Origin of the sequence: Tsukamurella sp. 1534, from assembly GCF_000312385.1 — a bacterium.
In the GTDB taxonomy this organism is placed as follows: Bacteria; Actinomycetota; Actinomycetes; order Mycobacteriales; family Mycobacteriaceae; genus Tsukamurella.
On sequence record NZ_HE997627.1, the window covers coordinates 634633 to 655504 of the forward strand.

Here is a 20872-nt window from a genome sequence, read left to right on the forward strand (position 1 = left end):
TTAGTCTCGGCCGGTGACGGCTGACCTCCCCCTCGACGCCATTGACATGCTGGACCGGACCCGATTCCCGGTCGACGAGTGGAAACTCATCGAATCCTGGTACAACCCCAACGATCTCGGGATCACCGAGACCGTGTTCTCCGTCGGCAACGGATACCTCGGAATGCGCGGCAACGTCGAAGAGGGCCGCGAGACCCACGCACACGGGACCTTCATCAACGGTTTCCACGAGACGTGGCCCATCCGGCACGCGGAGGAGGCGTTCGGGTTCGCCCGCGTGGGACAGACGATCGTCAACGTTCCCGACGCCAAGACGATCAAGCTGTACGTCGACGACGAGCCGCTGCTCCTCTCGGTTGCCGACCTCGAAACCTACAGTCGCACAATCGACTTCGCCGACGGCGTACTCACTCGCGAGTTGATCTGGCGCACCCCGTCGGGCAAGCGGGTCCAGGTGCGCAGCCGGCGGATGGTCTCGCTCACCCAGCGCCACCTGGCCATCATGACCTTCGAGGTCACGATGCTCACCGGCGACGCGCCCGTGGCGATCTCCTCGCAGGTACTCAACCGGCAGGACGGCCGGGACGAGTACTACGTGCGCTCGGCGGCCATGGGCGAGGGCGTCGACCCGCGGAAGGCCAGCGACTTCACCGAACGCGTGCTGGAGCCGCAGGAGCACTCCGCCGACCCGGAGCGGATCATCCTCGGCTACCGGACCGCATCGTCGAAGATGACCCTCGCGGTGGCCGTGGACCACACGATCGACACGGAGAACGCGTACGAGGAGATCGACCGCGCCGAACCGGACCGCGCCAAGAAGATCTACCGAGTGGCCGCGCGGGAGGGTGTGCCGATCACCGTCACGAAGGTGGTGACGTACCACACGTCGCGGGGCGTCCCGGTGCGCGAGCTCGTCGACAGATGCGATCGCACCCTCAAGCGCCTCCGCGACCACGGCGTCGAGTCCGCGTTCATCGAGCAGCGCGCATGGCTGGACCGGTACTGGGCGGATTCGGACGTCGAGACACCGGGCCGGCCCGCCGTCCAGCAGGCCATCCGCTGGAACCTCTTCCAGCTGGCGCAGGCCTCGGCACGCGTCGGGCAGGGCGGTGTGCCCGCGAAGGGCGTCACCGGATCGGGGTACGAGGGCCACTTCTTCTGGGACACCGAGATCTACGTGATGCCCTTCCTCACGTACACCTCACCGTCGGCGGCGCGCGGGCTCATGCGGTTCCGCTACCAGATGCTCCCCACGGCACGCCAGCGCGCCCGCGACCTGGCGCAGCGGGGCGCGCTGTACCCGTGGCGCACCATCAACGGGGAGGAGGCGTCGGCGTACTACGCTGCCGGCACCGCGCAGTACCACATCGACGCCGACATCACCTACGCGCTGGTCAAGTACGTCCGCGCGACCGGCGACGTGGATTTCATGATCAACGAGGGGATCGACGTGCTCGTCGAGACCTCCCGGATGTGGGCCGATCTGGGCTTCTGGCTCCACAACGGCGGCTCGAACGGCGATGGGCAGTACCACATCCACGGCGTCACCGGGCCCGACGAGTACACGACCGTCGTGAACAACAACCTGTTCACCAACGTGATGGCCAGGGCCAACCTGCGCGACGCCGCGTACTGGTCCCGATACATCGCCGAGCACGCGCCGGAGGCCTACCAGCGCATGGTGAATCGCCTCGACCTCCTCCCCGACGAGGTCGACGAGTGGGCCCGGATCGCCGAAGGCATCCACATCCCGTACGACGCCCGCCTCAAGGTGCACCCGCAGGACCAGCATTTCCTGGAGCGGGAGGTGTGGGATCTCGCCGCCACCCCGGACGAACAGCACCCGCTCCTGCTGCACTACCACCCGCTGGTGATCTACCGGTTCCAGGTGCTCAAACAGGCCGACGTGGTGGCCGCGCTGTTCCTGCAGAACGAGGAGTTCACCGCCGAGGAGAAGCTGGCGGACTTCGAGTACTACGACCCGATCACCACCGGCGACTCGTCGCTGTCCGCGGTCGTCCAGTCGATCATCGCCGGCGAGGTGGGCTACCTCGACATGGCGCTGAAGTACTTCCTCAGCACCCTGTTCGTCGACCTCGCCGACCTGCACGGCAACGCGTCCGACGGCGTGCACGTCGCCGCCGCCGGCGGCGTGTGGAACGCGCTGGTCAACGGCTTCGGCGGGATGCGGGACAACGGGGGCGCGATCTCCTTCGACCCGCGGCTGCCCGCCGAGTGGGAATCCCTCACCTGGCGGATGCGGCTGCGCGGTTCCCGTCTGACGGTCACCCTCACCGCGGACGGGATCGCGTTCGAGATCACCGACGGCGACGCCGAATCCGTCGACGTGGTGGTGCGCGGCGAACCGGTCACCGTGTTGCGCGGCGCGAGGACGACGGTGCCGCTCGCCCACCAGGGGCACCAGGTGGAGCGCAAGCTCGGCAGGCTTCCGGTGATCGCGCACACCGACGAACACGAGATGCTCTACACCGCCGGAGTGCCCGACCCCTACGGCCACGGCCGCTGACGGGAGACGGCGTCAGACCGGTTCTGTTCGTCGGGCGACAACCGCATGCATCTGAACCGAGATCTGCAAGGAGTTCTGTTCCAACGTATCGTCCAGCAGCGTCTCGGCCTCATGCAGTTCACCAGGACCGAGCAGCTGGGCGGCAGCCGCCTTCACACCGCCGAGGACGGCCAGCACGAGTGCGGGCTGAAAGTCGGTGAGCGCAGCACACCGTTGGTCAACCAGTTGCAGGTCGGCTTGCACGCAGTAGTCACCGAGGAAGCGACCCACCTTCTGATTCGACGTGAACGGTAGTTCCAGTCGCTCGCGCACCTGCCGCAGGAATTCGGTGGCGGCCTCGTCGTCCCGGATGACGACCTGCAGGCTCGACCAGTCGGTGTCGGTGAGCGCCACCGTGCCGCCGATCCGGGTCACACGCGCGAACTCCTGCACCGCGACCTCGGGCGGGTAGTCGAGATGTTGGAGGACTCGCTCGCACACCACGGCGTCGACGGCGGAGTCCGCCACTGGAATCGCTGACGCCTCACCGTCGATGAGGAGAAGCCCCGTGTGATCAGTGGTACGCCGACGAGCAGTCTCGAGCATCGCTCGATTCGCATCGACACCCAGCGCGTGACCGTGCGGCTGCACCAGAGCCGCGAGCTCCACGAGCTCGGCGCCGGTGCCACAACCCACGTCGAGCACCGTCGAACCGGGACCGAGGTTCACACGGTCTCTGACCCAGTCGCGAAGAGTCTTGACGGTGGCCATCTCCGCCTGGCGATCCAGTGACGACACGAATCGTTCGGTGTCGTCACCCATACGCCCCGCCGAAAAGCTCGAACACCCACTCACAAGCGCATCGTACGTTCGCGGCCCCCAGCAGGACGAACAAGCAGTGGTCAGGTGCCCATGCGATCCGATCCGGACTTGTAGACGAGAACTGCGGGCCGACACGTGGTCGAGCCCGCAGTTCTCGTCTACAAACGCCCCAGCGGGCGGATCACCAGCCGAGCGCCTCCAGCTGCTCCTGGACGGCGGCGCGGTACTTCTCCACGTTGGCGGTCTTCACGCCCTCGTAGCCGCGCACCATGTCCGGCAACTCGGCGAGCGCGACGACCTGCACCCGCTGCTCCTCGGAAACGCGGCCGGCCTCGATCGCGGCGATCATCAGGCCCACCAGTGCGCGGTACTCGGCGACCAGCGTGCGCTCCATGCGGCGCATCTCGGTCATGCCGAACGGATCGAGCCGGGTACCGCGCAGGCGCTTCATCTTCGCCAGCGTCTTCATGCCCGGATTCACCCACTCGCCCAGGGCCAGCTTGTTCTTCAGGCCCATCTCCCGCAGCGTCGGCGGGTGCAGCCGGATCGCCTTCTTGGCGTCGGTGCCGAACTCGTCGGCCACCTGTGCCGCGAACTCCGCGTCCTGGCTCAGGCGAGCCACCTCGTACTCGTCCTTGTACGCCATCAGCTTGTGCAGGTTGTGCGCGACGGCGGCGGTGAGATCCTCGGAGTCCCAGACCTTCTCGGCACGGAACACTCGGGCAACGTCGTCCGCGTACCGGGTGGCGTAGGCCTGGTCCTGGTACGCGACCAGCTCGTCCACGCGCAGCGCCACCTGCCGGAGCACCTCCTCCGAGGCACCGTCGAGCTTGCCGGCCTGCGCGGTCGCGAACGCGCTGAGCGCGATCGGCGCCGGCATCGGGTGCAGCGCGTCGATCGCGGCGGTCACCCCGGCCGGGTCGGCCACCGACTGGCGGCCCCGGCGGAACGCCTGCAGGTTCTTCTCCACGGCGACGCCGTTGAGTCCGATCGCCCGCTCGATCGACGCGGAGCTGATCGGCAGCGCGCCGGTCTGGAACGCGGCGCCCACCATGAACATGTTGGCGTACTGCTCGTCCCCGAAGAGCTGCAACGTGAGCTCGCCCGGATCGAGGTACACCGAGCGCAGCGAGGCCTGGTCGATCGCCGCGTGGATGCTGCCCTGATCCGGGTAGCCCACGGCGGTGTCGATCACCATCTGTCCCGTGGGGATCTTGGTGGTGGACACGATCGACGTGGTGCGCTCCGGCGAGGCCACCTTGAGGTTCGCCGGGTCGACACCCACCAGGCCGTCGCAGGACAGGTACACGTCGCAGTCGCCCGAGGCCACCTTGGCTGCCTGCTCCACGTAGCCGGCCGACACCTTCACGTCGGAGATCACGGCGCCGCCCTTCTGGGCCATGCCGGTCATGTCGACCGTCCGCGCCACGTGCCCGTCGAGCACGGTGGCGGTGGCGAGGATCTGCGACACCGTGACCACGCCCGTGCCGCCGATGCCGGTGACGCGGATCGCGAAGCCGTTCGACTCGCGCCGCGCCTTGAGCGGCTGCGGCACGTCGTCGGCGGCGATGTCCGGCACGGACTTCCGCACCTTGCCCTGCGCCCCGGGGGTGACCGTCACGAACGACGGGCAATCGCCCTTGAGGCAGGAGAAGTCGAGGTTGCAGGAGCTCTGGTCGATCCGGGTCTTGCGGCCGAACTCGGTCTCGACCGGGTGCACCGAGAGGCAGTTCGACTTCACGCCGCAGTCGCCGCAGCCCTCGCAGATGCGCTCGTTGATCACGACGCGCTGATTCGGCGTGGGGTACTTGTCGCGCTTGCGCTTACGCCGCTTCTCGGCCGCGCAGTACTGGTCGTGCACCAGCACGGTGACACCCGGCAGCTCGGCGAGCTCGCGCTGCACCTCGAGCATGTCCTCGCGGTGCCGCACGTGGACGCCCTTCGGAAGCCCCACCGACGCGGTGCGCTTCGGATCGTCCGAGGTGACCACGATCTTCGTGACCCGCTCGGCCTGCAGCAACGAACAGATCTGCGGCAGCGTCATCTGGCCCACCGGGTCCTGGCCGCCGGTCATCGCGACCGTGCCGTTGAACAGCAGCTTGTAGGTGATCCGCTCCCCCGACGCCACGGACTGGCGCAGCGCGAGCGAACCGGAGTGCATGAACGTACCGTCGCCGATGTTCTGCACGAAGTGCTTCTCGGTGACGAACGGCGCCATGCCGACCCACTGCGCGCCCTCGCCGCCCATCTGCGTGACGCCGGTGATGTCGCCCACCTGCTGCGGGTCCATGAGCAGCACCATGGCGTGGCAGCCGATGCCGGCGCCCACCAGGGTGTCGTCGGTGACCTTGGTCGACGTGTTGTGCGGGCAACCCGAGCAGAAGTACGGGCTGCGCACCGCGAGCGGCAGCTCGATGCGGGTGCGCTGCTTCGCCTTCCGGTCCAGCCAGTCCTTCGCGGCGGCCACGTCGTGCACGCGGGCGAGGCGCGACGCGAGGCCGCGGGTGACGGCGTCCTGGTCCAGCTCGCCGAAGCGGGAGAACAGGGTGGAGCCGTCCTCGTTGGTCTTGCCCACGATGTTCGGCGCGCCCGGGTGGCGGAACAGGATGTCGCGCATCATGGTCTCGAGGAAGTCGCGCTTCTCCTCGACCACGATCACCTCGTCGAGGCCGTCGATGAACTCGTGCATGATCTGCCGCTCGAACGGGTACACCATGCCCATCTTGAGGATGCGGATGCCGAGGGCGTTGAGGTCGGCGTCGTCGATGCCGATGAGCCGCAGCGACTCCCGCACGTCCATGTACGTCTTGCCGGCGGCCACGATGCCGATCCGGTCGTCGCTCGAGCGCACGGTGATCCGGTTGAGCCGGTTGATCCGGGCGTACTCCGTGGCACGCGGCATGCGCACCGTGAGCTGGTTCTGCTCGAGCTCCATGAGGTTCGCGCCGAGCAGCTTGCCCGACGGGACGTGGGGGCTGATGCCCAGGTCGCCGTACACGGGCAGCACGCGGTCCGGGTGCACGTCGGCGCACGAGGCGCCGTCGGCGACGTGCGCCGAGATCTTCAGGGACGTCCACAGACCCGACACGCGGGACATGATCGCGGCGTGCACGCCGAGGTCGAGGATGTCCTGCGAATCGGCCGGATAGAGGATCGGCATGTACAGGTCCGCGAGGGCCATCTCGGAGGCGCAGGGCACCGTCGAACTCTTGGCGCCCGGGTCGTCGCCGACGAGGGCGACCGCCCCGCCCGTGGGGTGCGTGCCGATGAGGTTGGCGTGGCGCAGCGCGTCGGTGGCGCGGTCCAGGCCCGGGGCCTTGCCGTACCAGTACCCGACGACGCCGTCGAGCCCGCGATCCAGGTTGCCGACCTGCGCGGCCACCTGCGAGCCCATCACGGACGTGCCGGCGAGCTCCTCGTTGAGCCCCGGCCGGTGAACGATGTCGTACTCGGAGAGGTACTTGCCGCGCTTGGCGATCTCCAGGTCGTACCCGGCCAGCGGCGAACCCTCGTAGCCGGAGATGAAGGAGCCGGTCTTGAGGTTCTGGCGACGATCCAGCCGCGCCCGGTCCCGCACCATGCGGACCAGGGCCTGAATGCCCGTGAGGTAGATCGTGCCCTGCTCGCGCGTGTAGCGATCGTCCAGCGAGAAGGATTCGACGGTGCCCGACTGACCGCCTCGCGGATCCGAATCGTGTCCGCCGGCCAGGCTCCGCTCGGTGTTGCCACCGGGGGTGTTGGTCGGCGAGTTGGCGTCAAGGGTCACGGAAACCACCAGGCTTTCTATTGTTTGCGCTGCAATCCAGGGGTGGCGGATCGAAGCACGGGCTGTGTCGGTGGTCACATCATAACGGGCGGTCTCCGAGAAATCACATGCCGACGCGGCGTCCGGGAACAGGGTCACGGAGGTTCGCCCCGGGGGCCGATACCCTGACTGATCGTGAACCTCCGCACCGCTCGGATCGTCGCCGTCGTCACCGGCCTGGTGGGCCTCGTACTGGCGATCGCCACGCCACTGCTGCCCATCCGGCAGACCGCCGTCACCGTCGACTGGCCGCAGGCGGGTTCGGCGGCACCGGTGACGGCGCCGCTCACCATGTACAAGCCGCTCGAGGTGGACGTGACCGTGCCGTGCGCGCTCGCCGCGAACACTCCGGCGGACCGCGAGACCGTCCTCGCCGCGACCACGCCGCCGCCCGCGGGCGATCGCGCGCGGACCGCGGGCCTGTGGGTGACGACCGACGCGGACTCGCTGACGGTGCGCTCGAAGGGCACTCTCATCCAGTCGATCCCGCGGAGCGAACTGCCGCGCTGCGGCGACCTCCGGGTCACCGTCGACATGAACGGCGCCACCGCGACCGCGTCCGGCCTGTCCGAGAAGGGCGACGTGGCCGGCGACCTGCGGCCGCAGGTGGTGGGCGTGTTCACCGACCTCCCGGCCGACCAGGCCGGCCCGCTCCCGAGGATGTCGATCGACGTCGACTCCCGGTACACCTCCACCCCGTCTGCGCTCAAGGGCGCGGCGATCGCGATCGGCGTGCTCTCCGTGCTGATCTCGCTGGTCGCGCTCGCCGTCCTCGACCGCGCCGGCAACCGCCGCGGCAAACACCTGCTGCAGACCCGCTGGCGCGCCTGGGCCCGGTTCGGGCTCGCCGACGCCGCGGTGTTCGGCAGCCTGCTGGTGTGGCACGTGATCGGCGCACCCACGTCCGACGACGGCTACATCCTGGGCATGGTCAAGGCGGCCCTGCATTCCGGGTACATGCCCGAGGTGTTCCGCTACTACGACGCCCCCTACGCACCGTTCGGCATGCCGTTCTACGTGGTCGCGTGGATGAGCGAGCTGAGCGTCTCCAGCCCGTGGCTGAGGTTGCCGGCGCTGCTGTCCGGGATCGCCGCCTGGCTGCTGCTCTCCCGCGAGGTACTGCCCCGGCTGGGCCTGAGCAGGCGCCGCGCCCCGCGTGACCACTCCCGGGCGCTATGGGCCGCGGCGGCCGTCTTCACGCTGTTCTGGCTCACCTACAACCCCGGACTGCGCCCGGAGCCGATCGTCGCGCTGGGCACCGTGCTCACCTGGTGCTGCGTCGAGCGGACCGTCGCGACGCGGCGCCTGGCCCCCGCCGGGATCGGCCTCGTGATCGCCGGCCTCACCCTGTCCGCCGCCCCGACGGGCAGCTTCGCGTTCGCGGTCTTCCTCGTGGCCGCGGCACCGCTCTGGGCCGCCGTCCGGGCTCACGTCAAGGAGAACGGCTACGCCGGTTCGCTCCTGCCGCTGGCCGCCGCGGGCGCGTCCGTGCTGTACCTGGTCTTCGGCGACCACGGCCTCGTCGAGATGCTGCAGTCCACCAAGCTGCTCGCCGACGTCGGGCCCAGCGAGGCGTGGCACCGCGAGATCATCCGGTACGAGGCCCTGTTCCAGCAGAACCCGAACGGTTCCGTCGCCCGACGGTTCGCGATGCTCGCCATGGGCCTGTCCGCCGTGATCGCGGCCGTCGTGCTGCTCCGGCGCCGCCGGATCCCCGGCCTGGCGAGCGGTCCGGCCCGCCGCATCGCCGCCGCGATCGGGATCTCGACCCTGGTGATGGCGTTCAACCCGACCAAGTGGACCCACCACTTCGGTGCCTTCGCCACCCTCGGCGCGATGGCGGCCGCGGTCGCGGCGGTCGCGATCGGGCCGAGGGCCATCCGCCGCCCGCAGTTCCGGCTGCTCACACTGGCCGCGGTGGCGGGCTGCGCCACCCTGGCGTTCGAATCGACCAACGGCTGGTTCTATCCCGGCAACTTCGGGATTCCCTGGGGCGGGACCGAACCCGTCATCGCGGGGATCAAGCTGGCCAACGTGTTCGCCGTCGCGACGGTGCTGCTGCTGGCCGCGGCCCTGGTGGTGCACGTGACCGGGTGGACGCCGAAGGCCCCCGCTGCGGCCGCGAAGCTGCCCGCGTTCGCGACCCCCGTCACCCTGGTCGCGACGCTCATCATCGCGATGATCGGCGCCACCAACGCCGCGTCGATCGCGGTGCAGTGGCCCGCCTACTCGTACGGCCTGCAGAACATCCGGTCCCTCGCGGGAGACCCGTGCGGTATGGCCGATTCCGTGCTCGTCGAGCGCGACGCCACCGCAGGAGTCCTGCCCGCCCTCGGCGGGTCCCGCGAGCCGCTGGTGGGCGCCGAGAACGCGAACTTCACGCCGAACGGCATCGCGAGCAGCCTCAACGCCTCCGCCCGCGGCGCCGCCGACCTGGTGCGGACGGGCGACGCGGACACGACCCCGTCGAATACGGGCGGCACCGGCGGCGGCACCCTCAGCACCCCGGGCGTGAACGGCTCGACGGCGGCGCTGCCGTTCGGCCTCGACCCGGCGAGGGTGCCCGTGGTGGGCAGTCGCCAGCAGGGGGCGCAGCGCAATGCGAAGGCGACGTCCAGCTGGTACGCGCTGCCGGCCGGGGGCGTCGACCGGCTGCTCACGATCAGCGCCGCGGGGCAATTCGATCCGGGCGGCCTGCGGCTCGAGTTCGGCACCGGCGACACCGCGGCGAACCGGATCACCCCGGCGGGCGCGGTCACCCCGCTGGACATCGGCCCGGCCCCGGCGTGGCGGAACCTGCGCGTCCCCGCGGACCAGATCCCGCGCGGCGCGACCGCTGTGCGCGTGGTCGCGCGGATCACCGCCCCGTCGGAGCGCACCTGGGTGGCGTACACGCCGCCGCGGGCACCGAAGCTGGAGACGTTGAACGAGCTCGTCGCCGACGATCCGACGCTGGTCGACTGGGGCGCCGGCATCGGCTTCCCGTGCCAGCGCCAGTGGCGCGAGTACGGCGGCATCGCCGAGCTGCCCCGGTGGCGGATCCTGCCCGAGCGGGATCTGGCCGCAGCCGCCACCACGACGTGGCAGGGCGGCGACGCCGGCGGCCCGCTGGGATGGTCCCAGCTGCTGACCACCGCCGGGACGGTGCCGAGCTACCTGGAGAACGACTGGGGCCGCGACTGGGGCGCGTTGGAGCGGTACAGGCCGCTCGTCGACGCGCCGGCGGCGCAGACCGTCCAGTCGACGCACACCCGGTCGGGATTCTGGACGCCGGGCGCCACGCCGGCGGGCTGACGGCGGGGCGCCCGCGGCTACCAGCGGTCGCGGGGAACGTCGAATTCGGAGCACAGTTCGCGCCACACGTCGCGCGGGTCCACACCCGCCTCGACGGCGGCGTCGCCGGTCATGCCGAGCCGGCTGAGCCGGTGGTCGCGCATGAGCGTGTCGCCGCGCAGGGAGCCGAACTCGGCGTAGAGCAGTTCCTGGAACTCGGTGAGGCGCACCGGGCCAGGCTACCGGGCACCGGCGGCGGTGTTCAGGCGTAGGCCTCGCAGACGGTCACCGGATCGGCGACGCGGTGCGCGCTCGCGGCGGCCTCCCGCGCGGCACGGGCGAACGACGGCTCACCGAGGACCCGGCGCACGCCGTCCGCGATCGCCCCGGCGGTCGCGGGCCGCACGAGCACGCCGCTCCCCTGCCGGGCGACGCGGTTGGCGAGCTCCCACTGATCGCCGCCGCCGGGCACCACCACGACGGGCCGTCCCGCGGTGAGCGCCTTGGTGAGCATGCCGTGGCCGCCGCCGCACACCACGGCGTCCGCGCGCGCCACGAGCTCGTCCTGCCGGCCGAAGCCGCTGGCCACCCACGGCTCGTCGAAGACTGGCGGGTTCAGTCCGCTGATCGCCAGCCGCACCCCGGTTCCGCGCAGCCCGTCCACCGCCAGTTCCGCGAGGCTCTGCTCCCCCGTCGCCGCGGTCGACGGTGCCACCATCACCAACGGGGCGTCGCCGCCGGGGACGGGGCACGCCGCGTCGGTGGGTTCGAGGGTGAGCGGCCCGACGACGTGGGTGCGGGCCGGCCAGTCGGGCCGGGGCACCTCGAGGGCGGGGATCGTCGCGACCAGCCGGGCGGCGGGGCCGGGTTCGCGGGGTGCGAGCCCGATCTTCACGCGGGCCGCCTCCCTCTGCCGGCGGCCCGCGCGGATGTCGCGGTCGGTGAACGCGCGAAGGATCGCATCGCGGACGAATTCGGCGGGGGTCTCGGCGGGCGCCATCCCGGCGCCGATGGGCGGGAGCCCCTTGGAGGGCAGGTACAGCGGGTGCGGGCTCAGTTCGATCCAGGGCGCGCCGATCGCTTCGGCCGCCATGCCCCCGCCGGGCGTCAGGATGTCGGCGACGACGAGATCCGGGGCCGCGGCGCCGAGTTCGGGGAGCAGCCGCGACGCGATGTAGGAGGCCCGGTCGTGGATCTTCGCGCCCGCGTCGCCGTCGTCGTCCCCGGGGCGGGCGGCGAGGCCGGGCAGCTCCCGGGTATCGATCCCGTACCGCTCGCCGGTGCCGGCCCACTGCCGGCCGGTGAAGACGACGGGGTCGTGCCCTGCGGTCCGCAGCCGTACCGCGAGCGCGAGGCCGGGCAGCGCGTGCCCGGCCTCGGATCCTGCGACGAGTGCGACCCGCATGCTCCTCCTAGCGCGGGCCACGCCGCCGTCAGAACGACGTCGTCGTCTTCTTGCCCGATCCCATCCACTTGACCACGCTGACGATACCGATGATCACCAGGGCGATGAGAGCCAGCGGCAGCAGCGACTTGACGATCGCCGACACCACCATGAGGGCGATCCAGATGAGGACGATTGCTCCGATGATCTTCCAGAACATTGCGGTGTACCTTTCGGGGAGTTTTCGTGAGGTCTTTCGTCTTCCATACTGCTCCTGCGAGGAGTCGAAAGTCACGCTCTGAACTGGGGTTTCAGGGAGAAATGGGGGTTAACCCCGAGGGGCGCGGCACGGGCCACGCGGGATTCACCAGGTGCGGGTGTCGGGCACCGGCGGCAGCGCCGCGATGCCGTACGCCCACGCGCGGAGCCGCTCGGCGGTCTCCTGCAGGCGGGGCGTGGCGAGGCTCAGATCGTCGAACCTCGCGGGCGAGCCCAGGGAACGGCGCGCGGCGGCCACCGTCGTGGCGGCGGAACGCACCATGTCGAGGTAGGCGGCGACGCCCTGGTCCAGGCCGGCGATCCCGTCGTCGAGGGTGTCCCGCAGGTAGTCGCCGGCGCCGCCGCCGCGGGCGACGACGCGTTCCAGGTCGACCAGTTGCTCGGCGTAGTCCACGATCGCGTCGGCCGAGGCCTCGGCGTCCGCGTCGAGATCGGAGAGGGCATCGGGCGGAAGCGCGCCCGAGCGGGACAGCACGGCCATCAGGCCGAGGAACTCCTGTTCGGCGTCGGCCAAGCGCCGCACGGGCCGGTGCAGGGCGGACGACGGTGCGGGAACGGCCCGTCGGGCGTACCCGCGGGGTGGGACCGGCGCACGGCGCAGGCGCCGGAACTTCCCGACGGCGTAGGCGGTGGGGACCGCGACGATCGCGGTGACCGCGGTCGCGGTGCCGCCCACGACGGGGGCGGCGGCCGCGAAACCGCCGACGGAGACGACGGCGGCCGACGACGTGGTGGCCGCCCAGCCGCTCACGCTGTTCTTGGCGTTGCGGATCGACCGCAGATGCGTGGCCTTGGGATCCTTGCGACGGGCCGCCTTGTCCCGGGCCTCGTCGGCGGCGCGCGCAGCGGCGTCCATGGCGCTCGTCGCGGCCTCGATCGCGGACCCGGCCATACGCGCAGCAGAGGCCGCCACCGCCGAGAAATCGGTGCGGTAGCGGCCTCGCTGCGTGCTCATGGGACTACTGCTGGCCCGGGTTGGGGGCCTGCTGGGGCGCGGACTGCGGCTGCGCCGGTGCGGACTGCGGGGCCTGCTGGCCGCCGCTGATCTGGCCGTTGGCCTGCATGGACGCGCGGATCTGCTCGAGCCGCGAGTGGCCGGCCATCTGCACGGTGGCCTGCTGGACCTCGGCCATGCGGCCCTGGACCGAGTTCTGCGCCAGCTCGGTGGAGCCGAGCGCGTTGGCGTAGCGGCGCTCGATCTTCTCGCGCACCTCGTCCAGGTTGGGCGTGTTGCCCGGAGCGGACAGCTCGCCCATCTGGTTCAGCGATGCGGACACCTGCTCCTGCATCTTCGCCTGCTCCAGCTGGCTCAGCAGCTTGGTGCGCTCGGCGAGCTTCTGCTGCAGGTTCATGGCGTTCTGCTCGACGGCGCGCTTGGCCTGGCCCGCGGCCTGGAGCGACTGGTCGTGCAGGCCCTTGAGGTCCTCGACGCTCTGCTCGGCGGTCACCAGCTGGGCGGCGAACGCCTCCGCGGCGTTGGTGTACTCGGTGGCCTTGGCCGTGTCCCCCGCGGCGTTGGCCTGGTCGGCGAGCTGCACCGCCTGCCGGGTGTTGGCGGAGAGCTTCTCCACCTCGGCCAGCTGGCGGTTGAGCTTCATCTCCAGCTGGCGCTGGTTACCGATCACGGACGCCGCTTGCTGCGAGAGCGCCTGGTGCTGACGCTGGGCGTCCTCGATCGCCTGCTGGATCTGCACCTTGGGGTCCGCGTTCTCATCGATCTTCGCGTTGAACAGCGCCATCAGGTAGCGCCACCCCTTGACGAACGGGTTAGCCATCGTCTCTCCTACGCCTCTAATTTCGAAGTCTGTCCGAACGGATGAGTCCGGCCGTCCGGTATCGCACCGAACGCGTGGGTACCAATCTATCGGGTAACGGGCCCGCCGCGCCGCCCTGATCCGCGGGTTCGGGGAATTCCCCGAACCCGCGGCAGCGAGGCATCGGGGTCCGGTCAGGCCGCGGCGAGCGCCGGCGCCGGGATCACCATCTTCGGAATGGGCCGCAGCGACACGCTCGCCTGGGCGACCACCTCGGCCACCTCGACGTCCAGGGCGCCGCAGATCGCGGCCAGCAGTTCGCTGGACGCCTCCTTCTGACCCCGCTCGACCTCCGACAGGTATCCGAGGCTGACCTGGGCCGCGGACGAGACGTCCCGCAGCGTGCGACTCTGGCCGACCCGCGTCTTCCGCAGGTTCTCGCCGATCGCCTCGCGAAGCAGTAGAGCCATGCTCACCTCCGTCTTGATCTCTGTCCAGTCAACGCGGAACCCGGCCTCTTGGTTCCCGGGTTCGGTGAATTGCTCGAAACTAACTTTCGGCGACCCGGTCCGCGGCCGCCCGGAGCGCCGCGGCCACCGCTCCACGCCGGACCGCGGCGCGGTCACCGTCGAGCGCGAGCGAGGTGACGGTGGTGCCGGAGGGTCCCGCGATCCCCAGGTGAACGGTGCCCACAGGCACCCCGTCCTGTTCGGTGGGGCCGGCCACGCCGGTGAGCCCCACACCCCAGTCGGCGCCGCAGCGCGCCCGCGCGCCGTCGGCGAGCGCCGCGGCGGTGTCCGGGTGGACGGGTCCCACGCGGTCGAGCAGGTCGGGCGGTACGCCCGCGAGCGTCGCCTTGAGATCGGTCGCGTACACGATGAGGCCGCCCCGTAGGACGGCGCTGGCACCGGGCACCTCGGCGACGGTCGCGGCGAAGAGCCCTGCCGTGAGGGATTCGGCGGACGCCACGGTCTGGCCGCGCGCGGCGAGAGCCTCGACGAGGGCGCGGGCCTCAGGCGGGGGCACGGCGGAGGCTCCGCACGTAGTCGAGGCCGGTGAGGACGGTGACGACGAGCGCCGCGCCCATGACGATCACCTTCGGCCAGTGGAACGCGTCGGGCAGCGGCATGATGTAGAGCCCCAGCGCCAGCGTCTGCAGCAGCGTCTTGAGCTTGCCGCCGCGGCTGGCGGGGATCACGCCCTCGTTGATCACCCAGAACCGCATGAGCGTGATGCCCAGCTCCCGGCCCAGGATCACGATCGTGACCCACCAGGGCAGGTCGCCCAGCACCGACAGCCCGACGAACGCCGCACCGGTGAGCGCCTTGTCCGCGATCGGATCCATCAGTTTGCCGAACTCGGTGACCAGGCCGTAGCGGCGCGCGATCTGGCCGTCGATCCGGTCCGTGATCATCGCCACGGCGAAGATGGCGAACGCCGTCCACCGCCACGCGGCCGAATGCCCGCCGTCCGCGAAGAGGGCCACGAGGAAGACGGGGACGAGTACGATCCGGAGAACCGTCAGGCCGTTCGCCGGGTTGAGGTTGGAGACACGCGTGCCCGCAGGACTCGCGCCATCCGTTGCACTCACGGGCTCAGCCTATAGGTAGCGCGGAGTGCCGGCCCATCGCGCCGTTGCCCCGCCCCGCGACGCGGCCGGACACGCCTCGCCCGCGCGCTACTGTTCTCCGGTGACCACTGCGAAAGGCGTTGCGTTGCGGCGCGCCCGGACCTCGGACGTCCCCGCGATCAAGCGCCTCATCGACTTCTACGCGGGCAGGATCCTGCTGGAGAAGAACCTGGTCACGCTGTACGAGTCGATCCAGGAGTTCTGGGTGGCCGAGGTCGACGGCGAGATCACGGGCTGCGGGGCGATGCACGTGCTGTGGGCCGACCTCGGCGAGATCCGCACGCTCGCCGTCGATCCCGCGGTCAAGGGCCACGGAATCGGCCACCGCCTGGTGGCCCGCCTGCTCGACGAGGCGCGCCTCCTGGAGTTGCGCAGGGTGTTCGTACTCACCTTCGAGACGGAGTTCTTCGGCCGCCACGGTTTCGTGGAGATCGACGGGACTCCGGTGAGCTCCGAGGTGTTCGCGGAGCTGTGCCGGTCCTACGACCAAGGCGTTGCGGAGTTCCTCGACCTCTCGTACGTGAAACCCAACACGTTGGGAAACAGCCGCATGCTCGTCGCTCTCTAGACCGGAGGATCGGGGCCACGGTCGCTGCGGATTCACGAACGCATCGCATGGAGCGGCGCTCGACCGGGATTTGCAGCTGGCCGATCACTCCCGTCACGTCAGCTGATTCCGGATAGCACCGGGGACATGCCTGTTCGGAGCACGTCCGGGCGTGATTGACTCGTCCCGTGAATGTGGTCGCCGAGTTGCGGGCAGCGGGATGCGTCTTCGCCGAACAGGAGGCCGCTGTACTGGACGGGACCGCATCGGGCGCCGATCTCGAGGAGCTCGTGCGGCGCCGGTGCGCGGGCGAACCGCTGGAGCACCTCGTGGGCTGGGCGGAGTTCCTCGGGCGCCGGCTCGCGGTGGGCCCGGGCGCGTTCGTGCCCCGCAAGCGCACGGAGTTCCTGGCGGAGCTGGCCGCCGCCGCGGCGCCGGGAGTACTGGTGGAGCTCTGCGCCGGCGTCGCCCCGATCGCCGCGACCTCGTCCGCCGCCGAGCGGTACGCGGTCGAGATCGACCCGGTGGCCGCGGGCTTCGCCCGGCGCAACGCCCCGGAGGCGACGGTCCTCGTCGGCGATCTGTTCGCGCCGCTCCCCCGCGGTCTCGTCGGCCGCGTCGACGTGCTCGCGGCGAACGCCCCGTACGTGCCGACCGCGGCGATCGCGACGATGCCGCCCGAGGCCCGCGATCACGAGCCCCGCACCGCGCTCGACGGCGGGCCGGACGGGCTCTCCCTGCACCGCCGGATCGCCGCCGAGGCGCGGATGTGGCTCGCCGACGGCGGGCGGGTGCTGATCGAGACCGGCCGCTATCAGGCCGAGTACACCGAGCGGCTGCTCCGTGCCGCCGGCTTCGACGCCCACACCGAGACGGACTCGGAGCGGGCGTCGACGGTCACCGTCGGCCTGCTGGCCTGAGGCCGGGCCGCCTCGACGGTCGCGCCCGGCCCGCCCTCGGCCCGGCGACTAGTCGTTACCGGAATCCACGGACTTGCGCCCGTCGCGCTTCGACTTGGCGAGCGATGCGACGGTGGTGATCACGAGGACTCCGATGATCACCGACAGCGACATGCCGGTGGAGATCTCCGGTACCGCGACGTGCTCGCCGCCGTTGATGAACGGCAGCGTGTTCTCGTGCAGCGCGTGCAGCACCAGCTTGACGCCGATGAAGCCGAGCACGATGGACAGCCCGTAGGACAGGTACACCAGGCGGTCCAGCAGGCCGCCGATGAGGAAGTACAGCTGCCGCAGGCCCATCAGCGCGAACGCGTTGGCCATGAACACCAGGTAGGGCTCCTGGGTGAGGCCGTAGATCGCGGGGATCGAGTCGAGCGCGAACAGGACGTCGGTGAAGCCGATGACGACGAGCGCCAGGAGCAGCGGCGTCGCGACCTTCTTGCCGTCGACCTTGGTGATCAGCTTGTCGCCGTCGTACTGCTCCGTGGTGGGCACGAACCGCTTGAAGAACGCGGCGACGCGGCCCTCGCGCTCCTCCTCGTCCTCGACGGGCCCCTCGACGGCTTCCTTGACCAGCTTGATCGCGGTGTACAGGAGGAACGCGCCGAACAGGTAGAACACCCAGCTGTAGGTGTTGATCGCGGCGGCGCCGACGGCGATGAAGAGGCCGCGCATGACCAGCGCCATGACGATGCCGATGAGCAGCACCTTCTGCTGGTAGATCCGGGGCACCGCGAACTTCGCCATGATGATGACGAAGACGAACAGGTTGTCCACCGAGAGGGCCTTCTCGGTGACGAAACCGGCGAAGAACTCACCGCCGTACTTCGAGCCCGAGACGGCCCAGACGCCGAAGCCGAAGAGCACGGCGAGGCCGATGTAGACGGCGGACCAGAATCCGGATTCCTTCAGTGTCGGTTCGTGCGGGGTGCGCACGTGGCTGAAGAAATCGAAGACGAAGAGACCGAGGACGACGAGGATCGAGACGATCCACACCGCGGTTGACACGTGCAATTGATACACCTCCGGTAGGACTCCGGAGGTCTCTCCCCACCCGGCGAACCGGGTTCAGCGCGCCCGGGCGGGTGTGGACCCACCGTGATGACGATCGCGCCGCGAGCGGGATACTCCCCTCACAAATGCAGGACAACCATAACAGCTAGAAGTCCGGTTCGCCGTCCTCCGCGTCGACCGGGGCGTCGCCGCCCTTCAGCGTGATCATCAGGCCGGCCAGTTCGTCGGGCGTGACCAGCACGTCGCGCGCCTTCGACCCCTCGGACGGGCCCACGATGTCGCGGCTCTCCATGAGGTCCATCAGGCGGCCCGCCTTGGCGAAGCCCACGCGCAGCTTGCGCTGCAGCATCGACGTGGAGCCGAACTGCGAGGACACCACGAGCTCCACGGCCTGCAGGAACACGTCGAGGTCGTCGCCGATGTCGGGGTCGACGTCCTTCTTCTCGACCTTGGTCTCGGTGACGCCGTTGGTGTACTCGGGATCCGCCTGCGACTTCACGAAGTCGACGACCGAGCCGATCTCCTCGTCCGTGATGAACGCGCCCTGCATACGGGTCGACTTGCCGCCCATCGGCAGGAACAAGGCGTCGCCCATGCCGATCAACTTCTCGGCGCCGGGCTGGTCCAGGATGACGCGGGAGTCGGTGAGCGAGCTGGTGGCGAACGCCAGCCGCGACGGCACGTTCGTCTTGATCAGGCCGGTGACCACGTCGACCGACGGGCGCTGTGTGGCGAGCACCAGGTGGATGCCGGCGGCGCGCGCCTTCTGCGTGATGCGGACGATCGCCTCCTCCACGTCGCGCGGGGCGGTCATCATGAGGTCGGCGAGCTCGTCGACGATCGCCACCACGTAGGGGTACGGGCGGTACTCGCGCTCGCTGCCGAGCGGCGTGGTGATCTCGCCCGACTTCACCTTCCGGTTGAAGTCGTCGATGTGTCGCACGCGCGAGGCCTGCATGTCCTTGTAACGCTGCTCCATCTCCTCGACCAGCCAGGCCAGCGCGGCGGCGGCCTTCTTGGGATCGGTGATGATGGGCGTGATGAGGTGCGGGATGCCCTCGTACGGGGTGAGCTCGACCATCTTGGGGTCGATGAGGATCATCCGGACCTCGTCGGGCGTGGCCCGGGCGAGCAGCGAGACCAGCATCGAGTTGACGAAGCTGGACTTGCCGGAGCCCGTCGAACCGGCGACGAGGAGGTGCGGCATCTTCGCGAGGTTGGCCTTGACCATCTCGCCCTCGATGTCCTTACCGAGGCCGATCACCAGCGGATGCGTGTCCTTGCGGGTGCTGTCCGCGGCGAGCACGTCGGCCAGGCGCACCATCTCGCGGTCGGTGTTGGGCACCTCGATGCCGACGGCCGACTTGCCGGGGATGGGCGCGAGCAGGCGCACGTTGTCGGTGGCCACCGCGTAGGAGATGTTGCGGTGCAGCTGGGTGACCTTCTCGACCTTGACGCCGGGCCCGAGCTCCAGCTCGTAGCGGGTGACCGTCGGGCCGCGGGTGTATCCGGTGACGGCGGCGTCGATCTTGAACTGCTCCATGACGCCGGTGATCGCGTCGATCATCGCGTCGTTGGCGCTGGTTCCCGCCTTCGCGGGCTCGCCCTCGATGAGCAGGTCCGCGGGCGGCAGGACGTAGTCCTCGCTGTCGATGGTGCGCGCCACCGTGAACTCGGAGGTCTTCGGCGCCGGCGGGGGCGTGTGGTCGGTGACCGGCGCGGGCGCCCGCTTCGGCTTCGGCTTGGCCTTGGGTGCGACCTCGACCGTCGGGTCGTCCGACGGTGCGGGGGCCGCGCCGATCGGCTCGGTCACCCGGTCGGCGAGGTCCTCGTCGGGTTCGGCGGCGGCCTTGCGGCGGCCGCGCTTCGACGGTGCCGGGTCGGCCGGGTAGTTCTCGTAGGGGTCGCCGTAGGGCGAGAGCGCCCGGGTCGCCCCGTCGGGGCGGTCGGAGTCGACCGAGAAGGGCAGGTCGAGGTCGTCGGCGTCCTCGTCGGCCCATTCGGCGTCGTCGCCGTACTGGTCGTGCATGTCGACGCCGAAGTAGAACTTGAGCCGGTCGACGATCTCGCGGACCGTCATCCCGCTCACGAGGAGCAGGCCGAAGAGCGCCACCAGCACGAGCAGCGGCACCGAGATCCAGGCGGTGAAGCCGTCGGTGAGCGGACCGCCGACCACGTAGCCGAGGTAGCCGCCCGACGCGGACCGGCCCTCGAAATCGCCGGGGCGGCCGGCGCCGATGTGCAGGAGCCCGAGGAACGGCAGCACGATGAGCGTGCCGCCGACGCGGTGCCGCACGTGGGCACTGGGATTGTCGGGGCGGCGCATCATGACCACGCCGAGCGCGATCGCGAGGACCGGCACCAGCACGGCGAACCAGCCGACGACCGCGCGGACCCCGGTGGAGAAGAACGAGCCGACGGGGCCGCCGGCGTCGAAGTACAGGGCGGCGCCGAGCACGATCGCGACCGCGAACAGGCCCAGGGCCAGGCCGTCGCGCGAATGGGTGGGCCCGGGCGGACCGTCGGGCGTGCCCGCTGCCTGCTGGTCGACGTCGTCGCCCTTGCCGGTGCGCACGGCACCGCCCACGCCCTTGGCCAGCAGCTTCCAGCTGGCGCCGAGGCCGCGCCCCACTCCCCTACCGGCGCCGGCGGCCGCGCGCGACGCGGTGCCGCTCTGCCGGGTGGCCGGCTTGGCGGCGGGCTTCGCGGGCTGCTTGGCGCGGGGCCGCGCGGTGGTCTGTCGGCCGCGAGGGGTACTCGCCGCGCGGCCGCGGCCGCTCCCGGAACGGGAGTTCGCGGTCCCGCGCGCGCGGGTGGTCGTCTTCGATGCCATGGGGGCAGTCTATCGACATTAACCCCATTCGTATCAAGTGCCACACATGTAACAGCAGCACCAGCG

General features: G+C 70.4%; 16 protein-coding genes. 4 read left to right on the forward strand and 12 right to left on the reverse strand.

Annotated features, from left to right (window positions below; all coding sequences use genetic code 11):
- The first annotated feature begins 13 nt into the window (after positions 1–13).
- Positions 14–2527 (forward strand): glycoside hydrolase family 65 protein, encoded by a 2514-nt coding sequence (locus tag BN39_RS15440; RefSeq protein ID WP_202803303.1) that lies wholly within the window; start codon positions 14–16, stop codon positions 2525–2527.
- Between the two features lie 12 nt (positions 2528–2539).
- Here the strand turns inward: BN39_RS15440 and BN39_RS22350 are convergent, their stop codons facing one another.
- Both BN39_RS22350 and BN39_RS15450 read right to left on the reverse strand, forming a co-directional pair.
- Positions 2540–3328 carry a methyltransferase domain-containing protein gene (locus BN39_RS22350; RefSeq protein ID WP_019203334.1) on the reverse strand — a complete coding sequence of 263 codons (789 nt, stop codon included), beginning with the start codon at positions 3326–3328 and terminating at the stop codon, positions 2540–2542.
- 181 nt (positions 3329–3509) lie between these two features.
- Complete coding sequence (locus BN39_RS15450; RefSeq protein WP_051159062.1) at positions 3510–7037, reverse strand: indolepyruvate ferredoxin oxidoreductase family protein; 3528 nt, start codon at positions 7035–7037, stop codon at positions 3510–3512.
- Between the two features lie 231 nt (positions 7038–7268).
- On the opposite strand from BN39_RS15450, the gene BN39_RS15455 reads away from it, so the two are divergent.
- Positions 7269–10427: an arabinosyltransferase domain-containing protein gene (locus tag BN39_RS15455; RefSeq protein ID WP_019203336.1), complete on the forward strand. Its 3159-nt coding sequence runs from the start codon at positions 7269–7271 to the stop codon at positions 10425–10427.
- Positions 10428–10444: 17 nt separating this feature from the next.
- On the opposite strand, the gene BN39_RS15460 is transcribed toward BN39_RS15455, so the two are convergent.
- From BN39_RS15460 to pgsA, 8 genes are all read right to left on the reverse strand, one after another.
- A complete protein-coding gene (locus BN39_RS15460) occupies positions 10445–10636 on the reverse strand; it encodes a DUF3046 domain-containing protein (protein WP_019203337.1) in 192 nt (63 codons plus the stop codon).
- Positions 10637–10668: 32 nt separating this feature from the next.
- On the reverse strand, positions 10669–11811 hold the full coding sequence (locus BN39_RS15465) for a glycosyltransferase (RefSeq protein WP_019203338.1): 1143 nt from the start codon (positions 11809–11811) through the stop codon (positions 10669–10671).
- Between the two features lie 28 nt (positions 11812–11839).
- Positions 11840–12010, reverse strand: coding sequence for a hypothetical protein (locus tag BN39_RS23705; RefSeq protein ID WP_019203339.1), 171 nt, complete (start codon positions 12008–12010; stop codon positions 11840–11842).
- A gap of 144 nt (positions 12011–12154) precedes the next feature.
- Entirely contained in the window at positions 12155–13024 is an 870-nt protein-coding gene (locus tag BN39_RS15470; protein WP_148281511.1) for a hypothetical protein, read from the reverse strand.
- A 4-nt stretch (positions 13025–13028) separates the two neighbouring features.
- Positions 13029–13844 (reverse strand): PspA/IM30 family protein, encoded by an 816-nt coding sequence (locus tag BN39_RS15475; protein ID WP_019203341.1) that lies wholly within the window; start codon positions 13842–13844, stop codon positions 13029–13031.
- A 173-nt stretch (positions 13845–14017) separates the two neighbouring features.
- Positions 14018–14293, reverse strand: a complete 276-nt coding sequence (locus tag BN39_RS15480; RefSeq protein WP_019203342.1) for a helix-turn-helix domain-containing protein — start codon at positions 14291–14293, stop codon at positions 14018–14020.
- Positions 14294–14372: 79 nt separating this feature from the next.
- A complete protein-coding gene (locus BN39_RS15485; protein ID WP_019203343.1) occupies positions 14373–14849 on the reverse strand; it encodes a CinA family protein in 477 nt (158 codons plus the stop codon).
- A complete protein-coding gene (gene pgsA / locus BN39_RS15490; protein ID WP_019203344.1) occupies positions 14836–15414 on the reverse strand; it encodes a CDP-diacylglycerol--glycerol-3-phosphate 3-phosphatidyltransferase in 579 nt (192 codons plus the stop codon). Before pgsA ends, BN39_RS15485 begins: the two co-directional genes overlap by 14 nt.
- Positions 15415–15514: 100 nt before the next feature.
- Between pgsA and BN39_RS15495 the strand changes: the two genes are divergently transcribed.
- Both BN39_RS15495 and BN39_RS15500 read left to right on the forward strand, forming a co-directional pair.
- Positions 15515–16021 (forward strand): amino-acid N-acetyltransferase, encoded by a 507-nt coding sequence (locus tag BN39_RS15495; protein ID WP_256378493.1) that lies wholly within the window; start codon positions 15515–15517, stop codon positions 16019–16021.
- Positions 16022–16188: 167 nt separating this feature from the next.
- Entirely contained in the window at positions 16189–16920 is a 732-nt protein-coding gene (locus tag BN39_RS15500; protein WP_019203346.1) for a putative protein N(5)-glutamine methyltransferase, read from the forward strand.
- A 48-nt stretch (positions 16921–16968) separates the two neighbouring features.
- Here BN39_RS15500 and BN39_RS15505 read toward each other — a convergent pair whose 3' ends face one another.
- Both BN39_RS15505 and BN39_RS15510 read right to left on the reverse strand, forming a co-directional pair.
- The gene (locus tag BN39_RS15505; RefSeq protein ID WP_040768081.1) at positions 16969–17973 is read right to left on the reverse strand and encodes a TerC family protein; all 1005 of its coding nucleotides are present in this window, start codon (positions 17971–17973) and stop codon (positions 16969–16971) included.
- 145 nt (positions 17974–18118) lie between these two features.
- Positions 18119–20806 carry a DNA translocase FtsK gene (locus tag BN39_RS15510; protein ID WP_019203348.1) on the reverse strand — a complete coding sequence of 896 codons (2688 nt, stop codon included), beginning with the start codon at positions 20804–20806 and terminating at the stop codon, positions 18119–18121.
- Positions 20807–20872: the final 66 nt, after the last annotated feature.